Origin of the sequence: Pseudotabrizicola sp., assembly GCF_030684215.1 — a bacterium.
Lineage (GTDB): Bacteria > Pseudomonadota > Alphaproteobacteria > Rhodobacterales > Rhodobacteraceae > Pseudotabrizicola.
This window is the reverse complement of record NZ_JAUXOV010000070.1, coordinates 314,610-332,913: the sequence shown is the minus strand read 5'-3', so window position 1 is coordinate 332,913 and position 18,304 is coordinate 314,610. Positions and strand designations below refer to the sequence as shown.

General features: G+C 59.3%; 19 protein-coding genes. 8 read left to right on the top strand and 11 right to left on the bottom strand.

Features of this window, described 5'->3' with window-relative positions; all coding sequences use genetic code 11:
• Positions 1–13: 13 nt before the first annotated feature.
• The 3 genes from bhcC to bhcA all read right to left on the bottom strand — a co-directional run bounded on the left by bhcC (position 14) and on the right by bhcA (position 3,446).
• Complete coding sequence (gene bhcC, locus Q8K08_RS15770; RefSeq protein WP_305250675.1) at positions 14–1,177, bottom strand: 3-hydroxy-D-aspartate aldolase BhcC; 1,164 nt, start codon at positions 1,175–1,177, stop codon at positions 14–16.
• Positions 1,178–1,181: 4 nt separating this feature from the next.
• Positions 1,182–2,153, bottom strand: a complete 972-nt coding sequence (gene bhcB, locus Q8K08_RS15765) for a beta-hydroxyaspartate dehydratase BhcB (RefSeq protein WP_305250674.1) — start codon at positions 2,151–2,153, stop codon at positions 1,182–1,184.
• A 102-nt stretch (positions 2,154–2,255) separates the two neighbouring features.
• The gene (gene bhcA, locus Q8K08_RS15760) at positions 2,256–3,446 is read right to left on the bottom strand and encodes an L-aspartate--glyoxylate aminotransferase BhcA (protein ID WP_304797381.1); all 1,191 of its coding nucleotides are present in this window, start codon (positions 3,444–3,446) and stop codon (positions 2,256–2,258) included.
• Positions 3,447–3,597: 151 nt separating this feature from the next.
• On the opposite strand from bhcA, the gene bhcR reads away from it, so the two are divergent.
• On the top strand, positions 3,598–4,413 hold the full coding sequence (bhcR, locus tag Q8K08_RS15755) for an HTH-type transcriptional regulator BhcR (RefSeq protein WP_305250673.1): 816 nt from the start codon (positions 3,598–3,600) through the stop codon (positions 4,411–4,413).
• An 18-nt stretch (positions 4,414–4,431) separates the two neighbouring features.
• On the opposite strand, the gene Q8K08_RS15750 is transcribed toward bhcR, so the two are convergent.
• Entirely contained in the window at positions 4,432–6,735 is a 2,304-nt protein-coding gene (locus tag Q8K08_RS15750) for a DNA topoisomerase IV subunit A (protein ID WP_305250671.1), read from the bottom strand.
• 142 nt (positions 6,736–6,877) lie between these two features.
• Between Q8K08_RS15750 and Q8K08_RS15745 the strand changes: the two genes are divergently transcribed.
• Entirely contained in the window at positions 6,878–7,372 is a 495-nt protein-coding gene (locus tag Q8K08_RS15745) for an SH3 domain-containing protein (protein WP_304797547.1), read from the top strand.
• Between the two features lie 27 nt (positions 7,373–7,399).
• Here the strand turns inward: Q8K08_RS15745 and Q8K08_RS15740 are convergent, their stop codons facing one another.
• On the bottom strand, positions 7,400–9,634 hold the full coding sequence (locus tag Q8K08_RS15740) for a glycosyltransferase family 2 protein (protein ID WP_305250670.1): 2,235 nt from the start codon (positions 9,632–9,634) through the stop codon (positions 7,400–7,402).
• Positions 9,635–9,897: 263 nt separating this feature from the next.
• On the opposite strand from Q8K08_RS15740, the gene Q8K08_RS15735 reads away from it, so the two are divergent.
• The 5 genes from Q8K08_RS15735 to Q8K08_RS15715 all read left to right on the top strand — a co-directional run bounded on the left by Q8K08_RS15735 (position 9,898) and on the right by Q8K08_RS15715 (position 13,410).
• Positions 9,898–10,722 (top strand): SDR family NAD(P)-dependent oxidoreductase, encoded by an 825-nt coding sequence (locus Q8K08_RS15735; RefSeq protein ID WP_370654140.1) that lies wholly within the window; start codon positions 9,898–9,900, stop codon positions 10,720–10,722.
• Between the two features lie 92 nt (positions 10,723–10,814).
• Positions 10,815–11,021 (top strand): twin transmembrane helix small protein, encoded by a 207-nt coding sequence (locus Q8K08_RS15730; RefSeq protein WP_304800981.1) that lies wholly within the window; start codon positions 10,815–10,817, stop codon positions 11,019–11,021.
• Between the two features lie 3 nt (positions 11,022–11,024).
• The gene (locus Q8K08_RS15725; RefSeq protein WP_304800984.1) at positions 11,025–11,600 is read left to right on the top strand and encodes a cob(I)yrinic acid a,c-diamide adenosyltransferase; all 576 of its coding nucleotides are present in this window, start codon (positions 11,025–11,027) and stop codon (positions 11,598–11,600) included.
• Positions 11,601–11,725: 125 nt separating this feature from the next.
• Entirely contained in the window at positions 11,726–12,487 is a 762-nt protein-coding gene (locus tag Q8K08_RS15720) for an electron transfer flavoprotein subunit beta/FixA family protein (RefSeq protein ID WP_304800985.1), read from the top strand.
• Positions 12,487–13,410: an electron transfer flavoprotein subunit alpha/FixB family protein gene (locus Q8K08_RS15715; RefSeq protein WP_305250666.1), complete on the top strand. Its 924-nt coding sequence runs from the start codon at positions 12,487–12,489 to the stop codon at positions 13,408–13,410. The genes Q8K08_RS15720 and Q8K08_RS15715 overlap by 1 nt, the downstream gene beginning before the upstream one ends.
• A 52-nt stretch (positions 13,411–13,462) precedes the next feature.
• Here the strand turns inward: Q8K08_RS15715 and Q8K08_RS15710 are convergent, their stop codons facing one another.
• On the bottom strand, positions 13,463–14,290 hold the full coding sequence (locus tag Q8K08_RS15710) for a DUF6473 family protein (RefSeq protein WP_304800989.1): 828 nt from the start codon (positions 14,288–14,290) through the stop codon (positions 13,463–13,465).
• Positions 14,291–14,477: 187 nt separating this feature from the next.
• On the opposite strand from Q8K08_RS15710, the gene Q8K08_RS15705 reads away from it, so the two are divergent.
• The gene (locus Q8K08_RS15705) at positions 14,478–15,353 is read left to right on the top strand and encodes a 3-hydroxybutyryl-CoA dehydrogenase (protein ID WP_304800991.1); all 876 of its coding nucleotides are present in this window, start codon (positions 14,478–14,480) and stop codon (positions 15,351–15,353) included.
• Here the strand turns inward: Q8K08_RS15705 and Q8K08_RS15700 are convergent.
• The 5 genes from Q8K08_RS15700 to Q8K08_RS15680 are packed head-to-tail and all read right to left on the bottom strand — an operon-like array spanning position 15,350 to position 18,299.
• A complete protein-coding gene (locus tag Q8K08_RS15700; protein WP_304800993.1) occupies positions 15,350–16,231 on the bottom strand; it encodes a lysophospholipid acyltransferase family protein in 882 nt (293 codons plus the stop codon). The two genes, Q8K08_RS15705 and Q8K08_RS15700, sit on opposite strands and share 4 nt — an antisense overlap.
• A gap of 32 nt (positions 16,232–16,263) precedes the next feature.
• Entirely contained in the window at positions 16,264–16,533 is a 270-nt protein-coding gene (locus Q8K08_RS15695) for an HPr family phosphocarrier protein (protein ID WP_304800995.1), read from the bottom strand.
• Positions 16,534–16,535: 2 nt separating this feature from the next.
• Positions 16,536–16,931 (bottom strand): PTS sugar transporter subunit IIA, encoded by a 396-nt coding sequence (locus tag Q8K08_RS15690; protein ID WP_304800997.1) that lies wholly within the window; start codon positions 16,929–16,931, stop codon positions 16,536–16,538.
• A complete protein-coding gene (gene rapZ, locus Q8K08_RS15685; protein WP_304801000.1) occupies positions 16,928–17,875 on the bottom strand; it encodes an RNase adapter RapZ in 948 nt (315 codons plus the stop codon). Before rapZ ends, Q8K08_RS15690 begins: the two co-directional genes overlap by 4 nt.
• A 1-nt stretch (position 17,876) precedes the next feature.
• Positions 17,877–18,299, bottom strand: coding sequence for an HPr kinase/phosphorylase (locus Q8K08_RS15680; RefSeq protein WP_304801002.1), 423 nt, complete (start codon positions 18,297–18,299; stop codon positions 17,877–17,879).
• Between the last annotated feature and the right edge of the window lie 5 nt (positions 18,300–18,304).

Sequence of the window (18,304 nt, the reverse complement as noted above, 5' to 3'; positions counted from 1 at the left end):
CAATAGCCGCTGATCAATAGGCCTTGCCACGCGCGCTGACCGGCCAGACCACTTCAACCTTGCCGCCACGCACGCCCACATACCAGTCGTGGACGTTGCAGGTCGGGTCACAATGCCCCGGCACCAACCGCAGCTTGTCGTTCACCTTCAGCACGCCCTGCAAATCTTCGACCACCCCATGTTCGTCGCTGCATTTGACGTATTTCACGTCAGTGCGGCCAAAGATGACCGGCAGACCAGAGTCGACCGATTGCGCCTTCAACCCGGCATCGACAATGGCCTTGTCAGCCTTGGCGTGGCTCATGACGCTGGTCAGGATAAACAGCGCATTCTCCCATTCGCCCTGATCGATGCGCTTGCCGTCCTTGTCGAGGATCCGGCCATAATCGGCATCCATGAAAGCATAGGAACCGCACTGCAGCTCGTTGTAAACGCCCGAAGTGCTCTCGAAATAATAGCTGCCGGTACCGCCGCCGCCGACGATGTCACACTCGATCCCCTCGGCTTTCAGCGTATCCACCGCATCCTTGACCTGCGCCACCGCGAGTTCAATCTTGGCCTTGCGGTCGGCGTAAGAGTCCATATGCTGCATGGCCCCCTGATAGGCCTGAATGCCGGCGAACTTCAATCCCGGGGCGGCTTCCACAGCCTTGGCAATAGCCACCACGTCTGGCGTTGTTTTCACACCACACCGCCCGGCACCGCAGTCAATCTCTACCAGACACTCGATTTGCGTTCCATGCCGCATCGCCGCCGCCGACAGGTCGGCCACATTGTCCAGCATATCCACGCAGCAGATCGTCCGCGCCCCCAGCTTTGGCATCCGCGCCAGACGGTCAATCTTGGCCGGATCACGCACCTGATTGCTGACCAGCACATCCTTGATACCGCCGCGGGCAAAAACCTCGGCCTCGCTGACCTTCTGGCAGCACACCCCGACCGACCCGCCAAGGCTTTCCTGCAACAAGGCCACGTCCACCGATTTGTGCATCTTGCCGTGCACCCGGTGACGCATCCCATGCGCGCGGGCATAGTCGCCCATCTTCTTGATGTTGCGCTCCAGCGCATCCAGATCCAGCACAAGGCAAGGCGTCTGGATATCTGCTTCATCCATCCCCGGAAGGGCGGGAATGTCATAGCCTACTTCAAGGCCCTCAAAATCAGCATGCTTGTTCATAGCGTTACCCTTTCATCCAAGGCAATGAGTCCAGATCGACGTTCCCCCCGGTGATGATGACGCCAACGCGCCGTCCCCGGAAAACATCCTTGTTCTTCAGAATGGTCGCCAGCGGCACGGCGCAGCTTGGCTCCATCACGATCTTCATCCGCTTCCACGTCATCTTCATCGCGTCGATGATCTCCTCCTCCGTCGCGGTAAAGATGTCGGCCACATGGTTTGACACGAAATGCCATGTCAGATCCTTCAGCGGCACCTTCAACCCATCCGCCACCGTCTCGGGTGCGTCATCGGCAATGATCCGGCCCGCCTTGAAACTGCGATACGCGTCATCCGCATTCTTCGGCTCGGCGGCATAAACATCGATCCCCGGAGCAAGCGCACTCACGGTAAGGCAAGTGCCCGAGATCATGCCACCGCCACCGATAGGCGCAATCACGGCGTCCAGATCCTCGACCTGTTCCAGCAGTTCGCGCGAACAGGTCGCCTGCCCGGCCACCACGCGTGGGTCGTTGTAGGGGTGTACAAACTCGCCGCCTGTACGCGCCTGCACTTGTGCGAACACCTCTTCGCGGCTGGTGGTCGAAGGCTCACATTCGGTGATGACCCCGCCGTAGCCCCGCACTGCATCTTTCTTGGCCTGTGGTGCCGTGCGTGGCATCACAACATTGCAGGGAATTCCGCGCCGACCCGCCGCATAAGACAGGCTCAGCGCATGATTGCCGCTGGAATGGGTGCAAACGCCCAGCGCCGCCTGCTCCTCGGTCAGGCCAAACACCGCATTGCACGCCCCCCGAACCTTGAACGCACCGGCTTTTTGAAAGTTCTCGCATTTGAAGAACAGCTCGGCCCCGGTCATTTCGTTGAAATAGCTCGACGTCAGAACCGGAGTACGGTGGATATAAGGGCGAATGCGGTCATGGGCCGCGATTACGTCGTCAAAGGTCGGCACATACATGGGAGGCAGATCCTTCATCTTGGTTCCATTTTCTGTTTGCAAGTGTCCTCGAGGTTGGTTTCGCCATTGGTTCGAGAAACCAATCGACTGGGGGGCAGGCAGCCCCCCGGCGGTTCCGCCTCACTCTGCTGCAATGGCCATCGCTGTGGCCGATCCGCGATAGTATTCCTGCGCCGCTGCCACACCCGACCCCAGCCGGACATTCCAGCCCAGATCGGCCATGCACATCTCGGCAGTGGCGAGACCAGACAAGACCATCACATCGGTCAGCATCCCCAGATGTCCGATGCGAAACACTTTGCCCGCCACTTCGCCCAAGCCCACTCCGAAGGCCACGCCGTATTTGTCCGCTGCCAACTTCACCAGATCGGTGCCGTTGCAGCCCTCGGGCACAACCACAGCGGTGATCGTATCGGAATACAGGTCCGGCGACACAGCGCAAGGCGTCATGCCCCACGCCGCCACAGCCCGGCGCACCCCTTCTGCAAGACGGTGATGGCGGGCATAGACCGCCTCCAGCCCCTCATCCTCCAGCACCTCAATGGCGCGGGCAAGGCCCGCAATCAGGCCAACCGAAGGCGTATAGGGATACCCGCCAGCAGCATAGCTTTTCAGCATGTCGCGGAAGTCGAAAAAGGTGCGCGGCAGGGTCGCGGTTTCCATTGCTGCGAGCGCCCTTGGTCCGACGCCAAGAATGGCAAGACCAGCCGGAAGCATAAAGCCCTTCTGGCTACCCGCCACCGCGATATCAACGCCCCATGCGCTCATCTCGAATGGCATAGAGCCGATGGACGAGACGCCATCCACAAAAAACAACGCGCCATGGCCTGCCGCATCCATCGCACGGCGAATGCCTGCAATGTCGGACCGGACGCCGGTAGCGGTCTCATTATGGGTGGCCAAAACAGCCTTGATCGTACCGCCGGTGTCGGCCTTCAGAGCGGCTTCGATCTTGTCCAGCGGCGCACCCTGCCCCCATGGAGTTTCAATGATCTGCACATTCAGGCCATGCCGCTGGCACATATCAATCCAGCGATGGCTGAACATACCGAACCGCGCTGCCAGCACGGTATCACCGGGCGACAGCGTATTGCTGATCGCCGCCTCCCAGCCGCCGGTTCCGGTGGATGGCAAGATGATCACCTCACCCTGATCCATCTTCAGCACCCGCCGCACCCCTGCCACCGCTGGTTTGAACATCCGCGCAAAGGCCGGAGAGCGGTGGTCAAGGGTCGGCATGTCGCACGCCTTGCGGATAACCTCGGGCATGTTTGTCGGGCCTGGGATAAAGACGGGGTTCTGGGAATACATGGCGGCTCCTCCAAGCTCTGATCTAGCGAATGTAGGATATTCAGCCCGTCCAGACAATTTTTTCGAAAAGGTTTTTCACTTTAAGAAAGCCGTGCTATTTTCCATAGAAATCATACGATAAGTGTTTTTCACAAATCCGGAGATGCAACAGATGGCAAATTCACCGCGACCGCGTGGGCGGCCAAAGGCCTTTGCCGACAAGACCGATCAGAACACGGTGCAGGCGCTGGACAGGGGCCTGTCCCTGCTGGAACTGGTCGCTTTGCGGCCCGGCCTGTCCCTGTCGGAACTGGCGGCGGAAAGCGGCGAGGCGGTAGCGACGGTGTTCCGCGCACTGGTCACGCTGCAAGGGCATGACATGGTCGAGGCCGAGGAAGCTGGGCAGCTTTGGCAGGTCGGCCCGGGTGCGTTCCGGGTGGGAAATGCCTTTTTGCGCCGAACCAAGGTGGTGGAGCGGGCACGAAACCCGATGGATATGCTGATGCGAGACACCGGGGAAACCGCCAATCTGGGGATCGAGGCGGGAGACGAGGTTCTGTTCCTGTCACAGGTCGAAACCCACGAGGCGATCCGCGCCTTCTTCCCACCCGGCACCAAGGCCCCCATGCATGTGTCGGGCATCGGAAAGGCGCTGTTGGCGTGGTATCCTGAAACCCGGATACGCCGCATCATTGACCGCAAGGGGCTGGAGCGATCCACCCCGGCGACGCATGTGACCGAAAGCGCCTTGCTCGACGATCTGGCCCGCACACGCGTGCGCGGCTATGCGATCGACGATCAGGAACGCGCGACAGGCATGCGCTGTGTCGCGGCCCCGATTTTCAACAGCCACGGCGAGCCAGTGGCCGGACTTTCGGTGTCTGGTCCGGCTTTTCGCATCGCGTTGGAAGAGACCACACGCATCGGTGCTTTGGTTCGCGCAGCAGCAGACCGGGTGACAGAGGCAACGGGTGGCGTGCAGCCCTGAAGCGCGATGAGCCGCAGGTCAGGTAAACTTGTTGTCGCGAGGGAAGCCGCGCGGCGCCATCTTGCCCGCCCCGGCACGGGGGCCAAGCCATTCGCCAAGATCACTTTCCGTGCGCGTGCGGCCTGCAGGATCCTTCCACGCAAGCCCATCGGCAAGCGAAAAGGTGATGGCATCTGACAAGCCGCCATCCTTGTATTTTTGCAACCGCACACCTTTGCCGCGCGCCATTTCCGGCAACTCAGCCAGCGGGAACACCAGCACCTTGCGATTTTCGCCGACCACAGCGACATGGTCGCCGCGCGCCACCGTGACCACGGCAGTGGTGACGCCTTCGCGCACGGTCAGCACCTGTTTGCCGGTGCGGGTCTGGGCAAGAACTTCCTCGGACGGCACGATAAAGCCATCTCCGGCAGTAGAAGCCACAAGAAGTTTCTGACCCGTCTGGAACACGGTCAGATAAACAATTTCTGCATCATTGGGCAGATCGACCATCAGCCGCACCGGTTCGCCCATGCCGCGCCCACCGGGCAGGTTGGCACCGATCAGCGTGTAGAAGCGGCCATTGGCGGCTATGAGCAGTATTTTGTCCGTCGTCTCGGCATGGAAGGCAAAGCGCGGGCCATCACCGTCTTTGAATTTCTGCTCGGCGGTCAGATCGACATGGCCCTTCATCGCCCGGATCCAGCCCATTTTAGAGCAGATCACAGTGATGGGCTCGCGTTCGATCATCGCCTCATAGGGCACATCTTCGATTACGCCTGCCTCGGCGAATGCCGTGCGGCGGTCGCCCAGCTTGGTGCCTTTGCCAAACTGCTTGCGGATCGCCTCCAGTTCCACCCCGATCTGCTTCCATTGCAGACGGTCGCTTTCCAACAGGTCAGCCAGCCCCGCGCGCTCTTTCATCAGCGCGTCACGTTCGGCGATCAGCTCCATCTCTTCCAGCTTGCGCAAAGACCGCAAGCGCATGTTGAGGATGGCTTCAGCCTGCACTTCTGTCAGCTCGCCCTCACCCGGCGCAGGCGAGATATAATCCTTTTCCGACATCGCGCGGGCATGCGGCTTACCCCAGTCTTCGCGCATCAGGGCTGTCTTTGGCTCGGCGTCATAGCGGATGATATCGATGACCCGGTCAAGGTTCAGGAAGGTGATGATAAAACCTTCGAGAATTTCAAGCCGGTGGTCGATCTTTTCCAATCGGTGTTCAGACCGGCGGCGCAGCACGTTGCGGCGGTGATCGAGAAAAGCTTTCAACACCTCTTTCAGGCTGCAAACCTTTGGCACCTTGCCGTCGATCAGCACGTTCATGTTCAGGCTGAACCGGGTTTCCAGATCGGAGTTACGGAACAGGGTGCCCATCAGCACGTCGGGCTCCACCGTTTTGGCGCGAGGCTCCAGCACGATCCGGACATCTTCGGTCGATTCGTCGCGCACATCGGCCAGCAGCGGGATTTTCTTGGTCTGGATGAGTTCAGCCAGCTTTTCGATCAGCTTGGATTTGGCGACCTGATATGGGATTTCGGTCACGACGATCTGCCATGTGCCGCGACCCAGATCCTCGATTTCCCACTTGGCGCGGGTGCGGAATGACCCACGGCCCGACTCGTAGGCGTCAAGGATCACGGAGCGCGGCTCTACCATCACGCCACCTGTCGGGAAATCTGGGCCGGGAATCAGATCGACCAGTTCCGAAGTAGTGATCTCGGGGTTGCGCAGCATGGCGTGGCAACCTTGGATAAGCTCATCCAGATTGTGCGGCGGGATATTGGTGGCCATGCCAACCGCGATGCCGCTGGAACCATTGGCCAGCAGGTTCGGGAAGGCGGCGGGCATTACGACAGGCTCGTCCAGCGTGCCATCGTAGTTAGGGCGATAGTCGACCGCGTTTTCGGTCAGCCCCTCCATCAGGGTTTCGGCAATTGCCGTCAGACGGGCCTCGGTATAGCGGCTCGCGGCCGGGTTATCGCCGTCGATGTTGCCAAAGTTGCCCTGCCCGTCCACCAGCGGGTAGCGCACGTTGAAATCCTGCGCCAGACGGGCCATCGCATCATAAATCGCGGCGTCGCCATGCGGGTGATAGTTGCCCATCACGTCGCCCGCAATCTTGGCGGATTTGCGGAAAGCACTTGTAGCCGACAACCGCAATTCGCGCATGGCATAGAGAATACGGCGATGAACCGGCTTTAGCCCATCACGGGCGTCGGGCAACGCACGGTGCATGATCGTCGACAGCGCATAGGTCAGATACCGCTCACCAATGGCGCGCGACAGGGGTTCGGCCACTTCGATAGGCTCTATCTTGGGGGGATCGGTGTTGTCTGACATGGATGTGGTGTAATGCGCGGGACGCTGTCGGTCCAGACCGAAATTTTTACAAAATCGCCGGGGAGGTGTGGAACGTTTTTCCCCTAACTCCGTTTTTGGATTATGATAAACGCAACGTCGTAATGGTGAATCAGGTGTCCAAATGATCCGTCTTCTGCTGCTGCTGAGTGCAGGCCTTTTCCTCACCCTTCAAATCGGAGGGCAAGATCGTGGTCAGCTTCGCTTTGGACTCATGGAGGCAGAGCGTGAAGCCATGCAGATGGCGGCAGCGCCTGCTGCGTCCGTGGTGATTGATGAACCTGCAACACGCGCCGCAGACAGTGGTCCGGTTCTGCCCGCTGTAAACGCCGATATTGTGCAGGTTGTTTTCGCACCTGCCCAACCGATTGTAAGCCAGCCAATGCAACCCACGGCGGCCAATACGCCTAACAGTCCGGCTGACGTGAAATATGTTCAGGGCCGATCCGTTAACGTGCGATCTGGCCCGTCCACGAATAACGCTGTGGTGGGTCGCCTGACCCGTGGTGAAGCCGTTACTGTGGTCTGGGTCGAAGCCAACGGCTGGGCGCGTGTGCGTCTGGAAGGCGACGGCGTTGATGGGTTCATGTCGATGTCTTTTCTGGGCGACACTCCCTGACCCCTCTGCGAGACGGGGCCAAACGACCTAGTTCGTGACCCATCCCATCAGACGCGACAGCCATGGGCGCGGTCTGATGCGGATGGTCAGTCCACCATTTCCGCGATCCCTCAGTTCGAACCGGTTTGCAGGGGCGCTTCCCGCGTCTTGTGCCGGGCGTTCGACCTGTAGCCGCGCCTGCAAGAGACGCTCAAGCGTGGCACCGGAAAGCGCCTCTTGTCCGTGCCATGGCTCTGCGGCCAATTGACCACGGATGGCGTCAAGGTCCGGCGCATATCCGCGCGCGGTGGCCCATGTGGCCGAGGTTTCCGCAAATCGATCAACCAGCGCAAGCCGTTGCACGGGCGCGAGCGCTGACTGCGTGTTGCCAGATGGCGAATGACTGGCAAAAAAGCCCCGCAACACAAGCATGCGCTGCTCTTCCGATGTCAGCATGCTGTTCAGCAGACGTGCCGCGGCAACCTGATCACGGTCTGGCGTTGGATAGGACTGGCCGGACGGCAGGTCAGGTGACGCGAGCGGCATCGCCCCCAATCCGGCCGCCGACAAAAACGCCGACCAATGCCCATTGGTGCGGACCAGTTTATCGTGATCAAGCAAGATGACCGGCCGTCCCGAGAATGCCTCAAAGGGCGCGAAAAGGGCAGGAAAGTCTGTAAGGTTGTCACCGAAGTCCACCAGAAACTCGGACAGACTGCGGGCACCGCGACGCTGCCCGTTGCACACCAACTCGCGGTAGAACATCTCAGCCCAGCGATCAGGACGGCGGGCAAAAGCGACAACTTGGCAGGTGTCGAAATCCGACAGCCGATGAAACAGCGCATTCAGCAGCGCGTCCCGGTCATCGGTGATCGGCGCCAGCATGTTTTCACACGACAAGATGACCGTATTGGGTTTCGCCCCCGCAATCTCGCGGGATAGCGTGTTCCAGATCTCACCCTGCTTGTTGCGCGCCGCAACCAGCAAGCCAAGGTGACCGGGAAACCCGCCTTTGCGCACGGCAAAGAAATCATCGCCGGCAAGACCGGTTTTCGGAAACAGCACTCCGGCGGTGCGCAGACGGTTTTGCCGCGCAAGAAGCGCGCCCTGCAGAAAAGTGGACCCCGTCTTGTGCATCCCGATGTGCAGCACCAGATGGCGGCCCATTGTACCAGACCGCCCGCCAGACAATCGCGCTGGCGCAGGCTGAACCGTCCTGCGCGCCTGCACCGTGGCCACAGCGCCCGCAAAGTCGCCTTCACGCAATTGCCGGTGGATGTCGAAGAAATCCACGCGCCGCACGTTCATTTTGCGCGTGTTCATTCCGACCCGTGACACCAGCTTTACCACGGGATCATCAAAAATCTGCTGGCCAAACCGGTCGTCGCCCAAAAGAGCCGTGATCCGTTGGCCCAGATCAGCGTAGCCTTCGGCCTCTGAATCCGCAGCGGCGACACAGGGCATCAGATCCACATCCCAGATCAGACGAGACACGGTATTGAACACCTCACGGCGCAAAAATCGAGGCAACACATCGGGTTGCGCCCCATGGGCACGCATGTGGGCCATGCATTTTTCAAGCAATTGGACCTGAAGCCGATGAATGAACAAATCGGGCTTTGTCACCGAGATCGAACCTGAGCGCCGACGCCAGACCCGGACCGGTTTGCCCAGACAGGCGATTCGCTCTGCCGCCGTAACAGTTTGCAGCACGAACAACCGATCTTCGAATTTTACCTGTTCCTCATCAAAACCCAATTCCCTCGCGGTCAGGAAATCACGGCGGTAAATCGAGGACCATGACGAGGTGATGAACTGCGCATGTTCCACGCCCCTAAGTCCTGCCCCAATCTTTTGATCGGCAAACAGCGCCTTGTCACGCCCAAGCAGCGTCAAAGCAGGTGATCCGATGTTGCTAAGGCAGCAATTGGCATGGGTCACATCGGCGCCGGTTTGTTCGGCAAAAGCCAGTTGCGCGGCCAGGCCTTCGGCAAGATAGTAGTCATCCGCGTCCAGAAACGCGATGCGCCGCGCCTCTGTCGCCACTATGCCGGTGTTGCGGGCAGCGGAAAGGCCAAGGTTCTTCGGATGCTGCAAAACGCGAACAAAGCTTGGCACACCCATCTGAGCAAACGCATCTGCGCTGAACTGTTCGGGGTTATCATTGACCACGATAATGTCAGTGTTCGGAATGCCCTGCGCCAAGATAGAATTCAGCGCCAGCCCGATATAGGCCGTCTCATCGTAGAACGGGACAATGACTGCTATGCGTGCGTCTGACACGACAGGATGCCAGACTACATGCTTTCGGGAGAGTCTTCCTCATCCGGTTCGGTCGAAGTGGAAAAACCAGCTCCCAAAAGTCCAAGCAGGCCCAAAAGAACAACAATAACTTCCACGACGGCACACCCTTAAATACACAACTCCTAAAACTTGAAGAATTCCCGTCTGCATGTCAATCTGAGCATGGCGCCAAGGCGACAATGTGGACGCTAAGATGAGCATTTCATCCAATAATGAAACAATACGGGCAGGCAGGACTTATTATGCAACGCAGTGTGCTTATCACCGGCTGTTCGTCGGGAATCGGCCTTGATGCCGCACGGGGTTTGCGGGCGCGGGGATGGCGAGTGTTTGCAAGTTGCAGACAGCAGGCTGATTGTGACCGCCTGATCGCCGAAGGGTTTGACAGCCCGAGACTGGATTACGCCGATGAATCTAGCATTGCCGACGCATTGGCACAGGTGCTGGAGGCTACGGGCGGCACGCTTGATGCGCTTTATAACAACGGGGCCTTTGGCTGCCCCGGTGCCGTCGAGGATCTGCCGCGAGGCGCCTTGCGTGAGATTTTCGAGACCAACCTGTTCGGCTATCAGGATCTGACGTGCCGGGTGATTCCGGTCATGCGGGCGCAAGGGCATGGGCGGATCGTGAACTGTTCGTCCGTGCTTGGTCTGGTCGGCATGAAATGGCGCGGAGCTTATGTGGCGACGAAATTCGCCTTGGAAGGGCTGACCGATGTTCTGCGGATCGAGATGCGGGGCACCGGGATACACATTTGCCTGATTGAACCCGGCCCGGTCACAAGCCGCATCCGCGCCAATGCGATCCCGCATTTCGAGAAGTGGATCGACTGGGAAAACTCGGCCCGCGCGCCCGAATATGCCAGCCTGCGTGAACGGCTGTATGAGGACCGAGGCCCCGACAGGTTTGAACTGCCCGCCGCATCCGTGACGAAAAAGCTGGTTCACGCGCTGGAAAGCCGCAAACCCCGCGCGCGCTATTATGTGACCACGCCGACCTATCTGATGGGAGCCTTGCGCCGGATCTTGCCGACGCGCACGCTGGACTGGCTTATCGCCAAGGGATGATGCATCCCTGCGGCGTAAAGCGCATAGTGTAAAATTCGCCTTCGCTTTTGCGAGATTGCCGCCTAAGTCATGCGCACAGGAAGGGGATACCCATGCTTAACGATCCGCTGTTCATTATTGCTGCTCTTGCCAGCCTTGGGGTTCTGGTCATTCTGATGATCGGGATCGGGGGCTTTGCCAAAGGTGGCGATTTCAACCGCAAACACGCCAACCGCCTGATGCGATACCGCATTGCGGCGCAGGCGTTGGCGGTACTTTTGATTGTCGGCTTCGCCTTCCTGCGTAGCAAAGGGGGCTAAGCAATGGTTGTTCTGTCGAAAATCTACACCAAGACCGGAGATGCCGGGGAAACTGCACTGGGCAATGGGGCACGGGTGGCAAAACATTCGTTGCGCGTGTCGGCCTATGGCACGGTGGATGAAACCAATGCGACCGTGGGTCTTGCCCGTCAGCATGCCGACCCCGATCTGGACGCGGCACTGGCGCGGATTTCCAACGATCTGTTCGATCTGGGGGCCGATCTTTGCACTCCCGACATGCATAATGACAAAGATCTGCCCTACACGCCCTTGCGCATGATCGAGAGCCAAGTGCTGCGGCTGGAGCGCGAGATTGATGCCTATAACGCAAGGCTGACCCCGCTGCGCAGCTTTATCTTGCCAGGTGGCAGCGCCTTGGCGGCGCAGTTGCACCTGTGCCGCACGGTATGCCGCCGGGCAGAACGTCTGGTGGTGGAACTGGGCACGCTGGAAGAAGTGAATACCGAAGCAGTCAAGTATCTGAACCGTTTGTCGGATTGGTTCTTTGTGGCCGGCCGGATCGCCAATGACGATGGCAAGGCCGACGTGCTCTGGGTGCCAGGCCTGACTCGCGCTTGATCGGGTGATCTGTACGAAACGTGGCGTTCCCGCCCTGTGCCGCGTCGATTTTGCACTGTCATGGGCAGGCAAGACGGGCTAGTTACCCAGACCAGAGAGCTTGAACTTATGGGAGATTTGCGTCGATGAAGGTGCTTGTGCCTGTCAAACGTGTGATCGACTACAACGTGAAGGTGCGCGTGAAAGCGGACGGTAGCGGTGTCGATCTGGCCAATGTGAAAATGTCGATGAACCCGTTCGACGAGATTGCCGTCGAAGAGGCGATCCGGCTGAAGGAAAAGGGCATCGCGACCGAGATCGTCGTGGTGTCGATCGGCGTCAAGCAAAGCCAGGAAACCCTGCGCACCGCGCTTGCCATGGGTGCGGACCGCGCCATCCTGATCGAGGCGACCGATAACGTGCAGAATGACATAGAGCCGCTGGCCGTGGCCAAGCTGCTCGCTGCTGTGGTCAAGGAAGAAGCACCCGGTCTGGTGCTGTGTGGCAAGCAGGCCATCGACAATGACATGAACGCCACCGGGCAGATGTTGTCGGCGCTGCTGGGCTGGTCGCAGGCCACATTCGCCAGCGAACTGGTGATTGACGGCGACACCGCAAAGGTGACGCGCGAAGTGGACGGCGGGTTGCAGACCATCTCGGTGAAGATGCCAACGATTGTCACAGTCGATTTGCGCCTGAACGAGCCGCGCTATGCATCGCTTCCCAACATCATGAAGGCCAAGGCAAAACCTTTGGCTGCCAAAACCCCCGCCGATTACGGCGTGGATGTAACCCCGCGCCTGTCGGTGATGAAAACCGTTGAACCCGCAGGCCGCAAGGCCGGGATCAAGGTGGGTTCGGTCGACGAACTGATTGCAAAACTCAAAGACGAAGCGGGGGTGATCTGATGGCTGTTCTCCTTCTGGCCGATGTGAATGACGGGCAGCTTGCCACTGATGCAGTTGCCAAAACGGTATCTGCAGTGCAGTCGCTGGGTGACGTGCATGTGCTGGTGGCGGGTCAGGGCGGCGACGCCGCTGCGGCCGAGGCCGCCAAGCTGGACGGCGTTGCTAAGGTGCTGTTTGCCGGCGACCACGCCTATTGCCACGGCCTTGCAGAATCGACTGCCGCACTGATCGTGTCGTTAGCGGGTGGCTACAGCCACATCGCCGGGGCCTCGACCGCGTTTTGCAAAAACGTGATGCCCCGCGTGGCCGCGCTCTTGGATGTGATGGTGCTGTCGGACGTGACCGCCGTGGTCGACGCCGACACGTTTGAGCGCCCGATCTATGCCGGAAACGCGATCCAGACGGTCAAATCGTCAGATGCGACCAAGGTGATGACCATCCGCACCGCCAACTTTGCAGGTGTGGGCATGGGCGGCTTGGCTGCGATAGAGCCTGTAAGCGGCCCGGTCGAGACGTTGTCATCCTGGGTTGAAGACAGGGTGGCGTCCAGCGACCGGCCAGACCTGACAAGCGCCGGGATAGTGGTGTCTGGCGGGCGCGGCGTGGGATCGGAAGCCGATTTCAAACTGATCGAAGGTCTGGCGGACAAGCTGGGCGCGGCCGTGGGCGCGTCGCGTGCTGCGGTCGATTCGGGCTATGCGCCGAACGACTGGCAAGTGGGGCAGACCGGTAAGGTTGTGGCACCAAAGCTATATGTTGCTGTCGGGATTTCCGGCGCGATTCAGCACCTTGCGGGAATGAAGGATTCGAAGGTTATCGTCGCCATCAACAAAGACGAAGAAGCGCCGATCTTTCAGGTGGCCGATTACGGGCTAGTGGGCGATCTGTTCGCCCTCGTGCCTGAGCTGACTGAAAAGCTCTGAGATCAGTGTCCACACATATGTGTCGGGCGCCCCAGTGGGGCGCCCGTTCGCGTTACAGCAGGTTCACCAATTCTGGCCCCAACTGACTAGCAATCTGCCGATGAACGGCGGGACCTGGCAAGGTTTGCGCCGCAGGCTCGTCCAGATAGGCAAAAGCCATACCCGCCGTGCCTTGCGACTGCGCCTCGGCTGAGGCCACGATTTCGATGTAGCGGGCCACGCTTGACCGCAGCGCCCGAATCATCTCTGAATCGACAAACATCGGGTCAGCCATAAGATAAGACTGCCGATCAGGCGTCGGCGGCGGATTGTTTGCGACCCAAAGCAGGACCGTCTTGCATGGCAGCGATGCAAGCAGTGCTTTCATCCGCGTTACCCAAGCCGTGCGCAGTTCTTCCACCAGCACTTCGAACCGATCAACCGATACGCTGTGCAGCGTGTGCAGCATGTGCCGAGTGAAGCTAAACTCCGTAAAATCCACCTCGCGGTAGATGTTGCGCAACAGCGGTGTCGCATATAAAAATCGGTCATTGCGACGGGGGTGAACCGCATAAAAGCGGTTCGTCAAATTCTGTGCGCCCATGACCTGCACCACCGCCAGACGTGCCCGCGCAGCTGTTTCCAGCACGTCAGGATCTCTCAGATATAAGTCAAGCCCGGCATTGACCACGCCAAGGTTGATCAGCCGCAAACCTGTCGCCGCCTCGACCAATGCCGGATAAGGGTCCGGCACAAATTTCCCATAGGTTTCCGTTCCCCCCAACACCGCCACATAGGGGCGTAACAGATCACGACGCGGCCCCCTGAAGGCAACGCGCGACATGCCATATCGGCATGGAAAATAATCGAGCGACCCATCGCCCGGATATGCAAAGGCCATTCCACCCACCACAGTTTAGACACCCGTGGCCAGAGTCGCCGATACACGTTACCAAATATCTAAACGCCGAATTTGCCTAAAAATCCCGCCGTATCGGCTGACTCCAACAGCGCCGCAACGCAGCGCCCTTGCTCCGCCGCGGCCCCGCGCATAAGGTTGGAGCCGACGACAACGAAGGAAACCAAAGATGGACATTCGCAGCGTGGGCGTGGTCGGGGCCGGGCAGATGGGGAATGGCATTGCGCATGTCTTTGCCCTTGCCGGGTATGACGTGATCCTCACCGATGTTAACGAGTCTGCACTGAAAAATGCCATCGACATCATCGACCGCAACATTGAACGGCAGGTCAGCCGTGGCAAGGTCAGCGCAGAAGACAAGGCCGCTGCTATGGCCCGGATCACGACGACCATGACACTTGCCGATGTTGGTCCCACCGATATGATCATCGAAGCCGCGACAGAGCGCGAGACTGTCAAACAGGCGATCTTTGAAGACCTGCTGCCGCACTTGAAGCCGCACACGATCCTGACGTCCAACACCTCGTCCATCTCTATCACCCGGTTGGCAAGCCGCACTGACCGTCCTGAAAAGTTCATGGGGTTCCACTTCATGAACCCGGTGCCGGTGATGCAATTGGTAGAGCTGATCCGGGGTATCGCCACAGATCAGGAAACGTGGGACGCGATGCATGAAGTTGTGCGCAAACTGGGCAAAACCGCCGCGAGCGCTGAAGATTTCCCGGCTTTTATCGTTAACCGCATCCTGATGCCGATGATCAACGAAGCAGTCTACACGCTGTATGAAGGCGTCGGATCAGTGCAGTCGATTGATCAATCGCTGAAACTGGGGGCCAATCACCCAATGGGGCCACTGGAACTGGCCGATTTCATCGGGCTGGATACCTGTCTTGCCATCATGAACGTGTTGCATGATGGGCTGGCCGATACCAAATACCGCCCCTGCCCGCTTTTGACGAAATATGTCGAAGCCGGATGGCTGGGGCGCAAAACTCAGCGTGGGTTTTACGACTATCGCGGCGAAACGCCGGTCCCGACCCGCTAACGCCCCAGATCGAGTGTATGCTGACGCAACCACGCCAGAAAGCCGCGAGGGTTGCCTTCCCATTTCTGCAACTCGGTCGCAGGGATGGCCGCGCCAATGAACGGGCGCTGCGATTTGAACAGCGCGCGTTTGATTTCATACAGCAGCAGACCCTGACGCAGTGTGTCTGACAGCTTGTTTGCAATCAGAAACAAGCGGCTGTTCTGCCCGGTAAAATGCACGGGAACGATTGTCGCCCCCGACCGCTGAATCATTTTGTGGGTAAACACATTCCATTCCGCCTCAATCGCGGGCCCGAAAAAGTCTTCCGACATGGCAACCTTGCCCGCCGGAAACAGGATGATGACGCCGCCGCGCTTCAGATGGTCCATCGTCAGGTTGCGCATCACCAACCCAGCCTCGCGCGCGTTTTCCTCATGGGGGAACGGCACCGGGATCATGAACTGCTCGACCTCAGGAATGCCGGTCAGCAAAGACCGGGTCAGGATCTTGAAATCGGACCGCACCCGGTTGACGATTTCGGCAAGAATCATGCCATCGACAAGGCCGTGCGGATGGTTTGACACCACCACAACAGGTCCAGCTGGCGGGATATGCGCGACTTCTTCCGGTGGCGTGTCAATCCGAATGCCCATATGGCGCAATGCCTTGGGCCAAAAAGGAGGACCAAAGGGTGCGCCCGCGCGTTCAAATTCGCGGATCAGGCGCAACAGAGTGATTTTGGCAGTAACCCATTCGATAGCGCGGATTGCCCCGGCCTTCACAGGGTTGGAAAAGCTGCCAGCATAGGACAGACGGCGCATGTCATAGGGCCGGTCTGGCGACTTGCCCTGAGCGCCAGTGCTGATGCTTGTGTCGATTTGCGGATGCTCAGTCACGATCCGTCGGCCTTTCTGCACCACTTTGTGGCTCAGTAATCTTCTCCGAAGCGATTTTTCACCAGCACAGACAGCGCCTCTGCCAAAGGGTCCGCCTCGGCCCCAGTCGTTCGTATCTCAATAGAGGTTCCACGAGAGGCTGCCAACATCAAAAGCCCCATGATCGAGTCGCCCGAGACCGTCATGCCATCTTTGCTGACCTCTGCCTGTGCGTCATGGGCTTCGACCACTTCGACGAACTTGGCGCTGGCGCGGGCGTGCAGGCCCTTTTCATTAATGATATTCAGAGTTTTGTCAGCCAATTTCAGGCACCTCCGCCCAGATCAAGGCTGTTGATATACTTGCGCCCCGCATCCAGCGCCGCGGCCACGGCTTCAGCAACAGGCACCTCACGCGATTTTGTGAGCTTAATCAGCATCGGCAAGTTTGCGCCGTAGATGATCCGGCGGTCTGGACCACAACACGCCATCAGCGACAGATTTGACGGCGATCCGCCAAACATATCCGTGACCACCACCACGCCCGCCCCCATATCAACCGCGTCTGCGGCCCTGCAAATCTCGGCCTGTTTTCCGGCGCGGTCGTGATCGTCCTCGATCGAGATTGCACACATTGCGGATTGCGGGCCCACGACATGCTCGACCGCGGCGAGGTATTCGCGCGCAAGGCCCCCATGTGCCACGATCACGATTCCGATCACACGCCGTCCGCCTTTGTTGCCTGATGGATTGTGCCTGCCAGATCGGCAGCTGCCCGTCGCTCCAGTTCCCGGTGTCGTTTTGACACCGCCCAGCCGCTCTGCGCAAGGGTATCAGCCATCAATTCCGCAACGGCAACAGACCTGTGTTGCCCTCCGGTACACCCAAAAGCAATGCTGACATGGGACCGCCCCTCGGCAACATGGGCCGGGAGTAGAAACGCGATAAGTTCACTCATCCTCAGAATGAATTCGTCAAATCGCGGGTCGGTTCGAATGTGATCAACCACCTGCGAATCGCGGCCGTTCAGCGCCTGCAAGGCAGGCTCCCAGTGCGGATTGCGTAAGAAGCGGCAGTCGAACACCATGTCGACCCCGCGCGGCACACCGCGTTTGTAACTGAAGCTTTGCACCGAAACCGCAAGCGTCGGCCCTTGCCCCTGCCCAAACCAGCGCGTCACTTCAGCCTTGAGGCCATGCACGGTCAAATCCGTGGTGTCGATCAGATGATCTGCGCGGGCCTTTATGGGGGCGAGCAAATCAATCTCACGCTCGATGCCTTGCTCCGGGCTTTCACTGGGGGCAAGTGGGTGGCGGCGGCGGGTTTCACTGTAGCGCTGGACCAGAACGGCGGGCTGACAATCAAGGTAAAGCACGGTCAGATTAACGCGCGGATCACGCGTCAGGCGGTCAATCAACTCTATCAGACTGGAGGCTGCGAAATCACGGTTGCGCACATCGAGGCCAAGCGCAATGGGATGCGAAGTGACTGGCCCCTCGACCAAGCGGGGGACAAGAGACAACGGCAGATTGTCGATCACCTCGTAGCCAAGATCCTCAAGCGCATTGACCGCGGTAGAGCGCCCGGCGCCCGAGGGCCCGGTGACCAGAACCACCTGATGATCCTGACGATGAAGCGTGGTGTGATCTTCCACAGTATCCAACATGTTATTCCCGGCGCCCAAACAGAACATAGTATTTAAGCGAAGAAGGAAAATGGGCTGAATTATTGCCATACACAAGCGAAAGCCGCTGTCCCAATAACGTGATCTGGCGGTGATCGGGCAAACGGTCCGCTTCTGTGTGGTCAAGATCGACCACAAGACACAAGCGCGCTTGGGGCAAGTATGGCGCATTCAACAAGCCGAGACCGCGCGCTTCAATCAGCCCCGCAAGGGGCGGCGGACAGGATGCGGTGATCTGGCCACTTTGCAAATTCAGCACTGTCTGATCATCGGCCACAAGCTGCGCCCCGATAGCCATCAGTTGCAGTGCCAACGATGATTTGCCCCGGCCCGACGCCCCGGTCAACAGGACCGCGCACCCGTCAAAGGCCACCGTCGTCGCGTGCAGGGTGAGCGGCGCCGTCATGGCGC

Bases quoted from the DNA above. Each gene is read 5' to 3' on its own strand.
- bhcC (WP_305250675.1), bottom strand. From the start codon at position 1,177: ATGAACAAGCATGCTGATTTTGAGGGCCTTGAAGTAGGCTATGACATT.
- bhcB (WP_305250674.1), bottom strand. From the start codon at position 2,153: ATGAAGGATCTGCCTCCCATGTATGTGCCGACCTTTGACGACGTAATC.
- bhcA (WP_304797381.1), bottom strand. From the start codon at position 3,446: ATGTATTCCCAGAACCCCGTCTTTATCCCAGGCCCGACAAACATGCCC.
- bhcR (WP_305250673.1), top strand. From the start codon at position 3,598: ATGGCAAATTCACCGCGACCGCGTGGGCGGCCAAAGGCCTTTGCCGAC.
- Q8K08_RS15750 (WP_305250671.1), bottom strand. From the start codon at position 6,735: ATGTCAGACAACACCGATCCCCCCAAGATAGAGCCTATCGAAGTGGCC.
- Q8K08_RS15745 (WP_304797547.1), top strand. From the start codon at position 6,878: ATGATCCGTCTTCTGCTGCTGCTGAGTGCAGGCCTTTTCCTCACCCTT.
- Q8K08_RS15735 (WP_370654140.1), top strand. From the start codon at position 9,898: ATGCAACGCAGTGTGCTTATCACCGGCTGTTCGTCGGGAATCGGCCTT.
- Q8K08_RS15730 (WP_304800981.1), top strand. From the start codon at position 10,815: ATGCTTAACGATCCGCTGTTCATTATTGCTGCTCTTGCCAGCCTTGGG.
- Q8K08_RS15725 (WP_304800984.1), top strand. From the start codon at position 11,025: ATGGTTGTTCTGTCGAAAATCTACACCAAGACCGGAGATGCCGGGGAA.
- Q8K08_RS15720 (WP_304800985.1), top strand. From the start codon at position 11,726: ATGAAGGTGCTTGTGCCTGTCAAACGTGTGATCGACTACAACGTGAAG.
- Q8K08_RS15715 (WP_305250666.1), top strand. From the start codon at position 12,487: ATGGCTGTTCTCCTTCTGGCCGATGTGAATGACGGGCAGCTTGCCACT.
- Q8K08_RS15710 (WP_304800989.1), bottom strand. From the start codon at position 14,290: ATGGCCTTTGCATATCCGGGCGATGGGTCGCTCGATTATTTTCCATGC.
- Q8K08_RS15705 (WP_304800991.1), top strand. From the start codon at position 14,478: ATGGACATTCGCAGCGTGGGCGTGGTCGGGGCCGGGCAGATGGGGAAT.
- rapZ (WP_304801000.1), bottom strand. From the start codon at position 17,875: ATGTTGGATACTGTGGAAGATCACACCACGCTTCATCGTCAGGATCAT.
- Q8K08_RS15680 (WP_304801002.1), bottom strand. From the start codon at position 18,299: ATGACGGCGCCGCTCACCCTGCACGCGACGACGGTGGCCTTTGACGGG.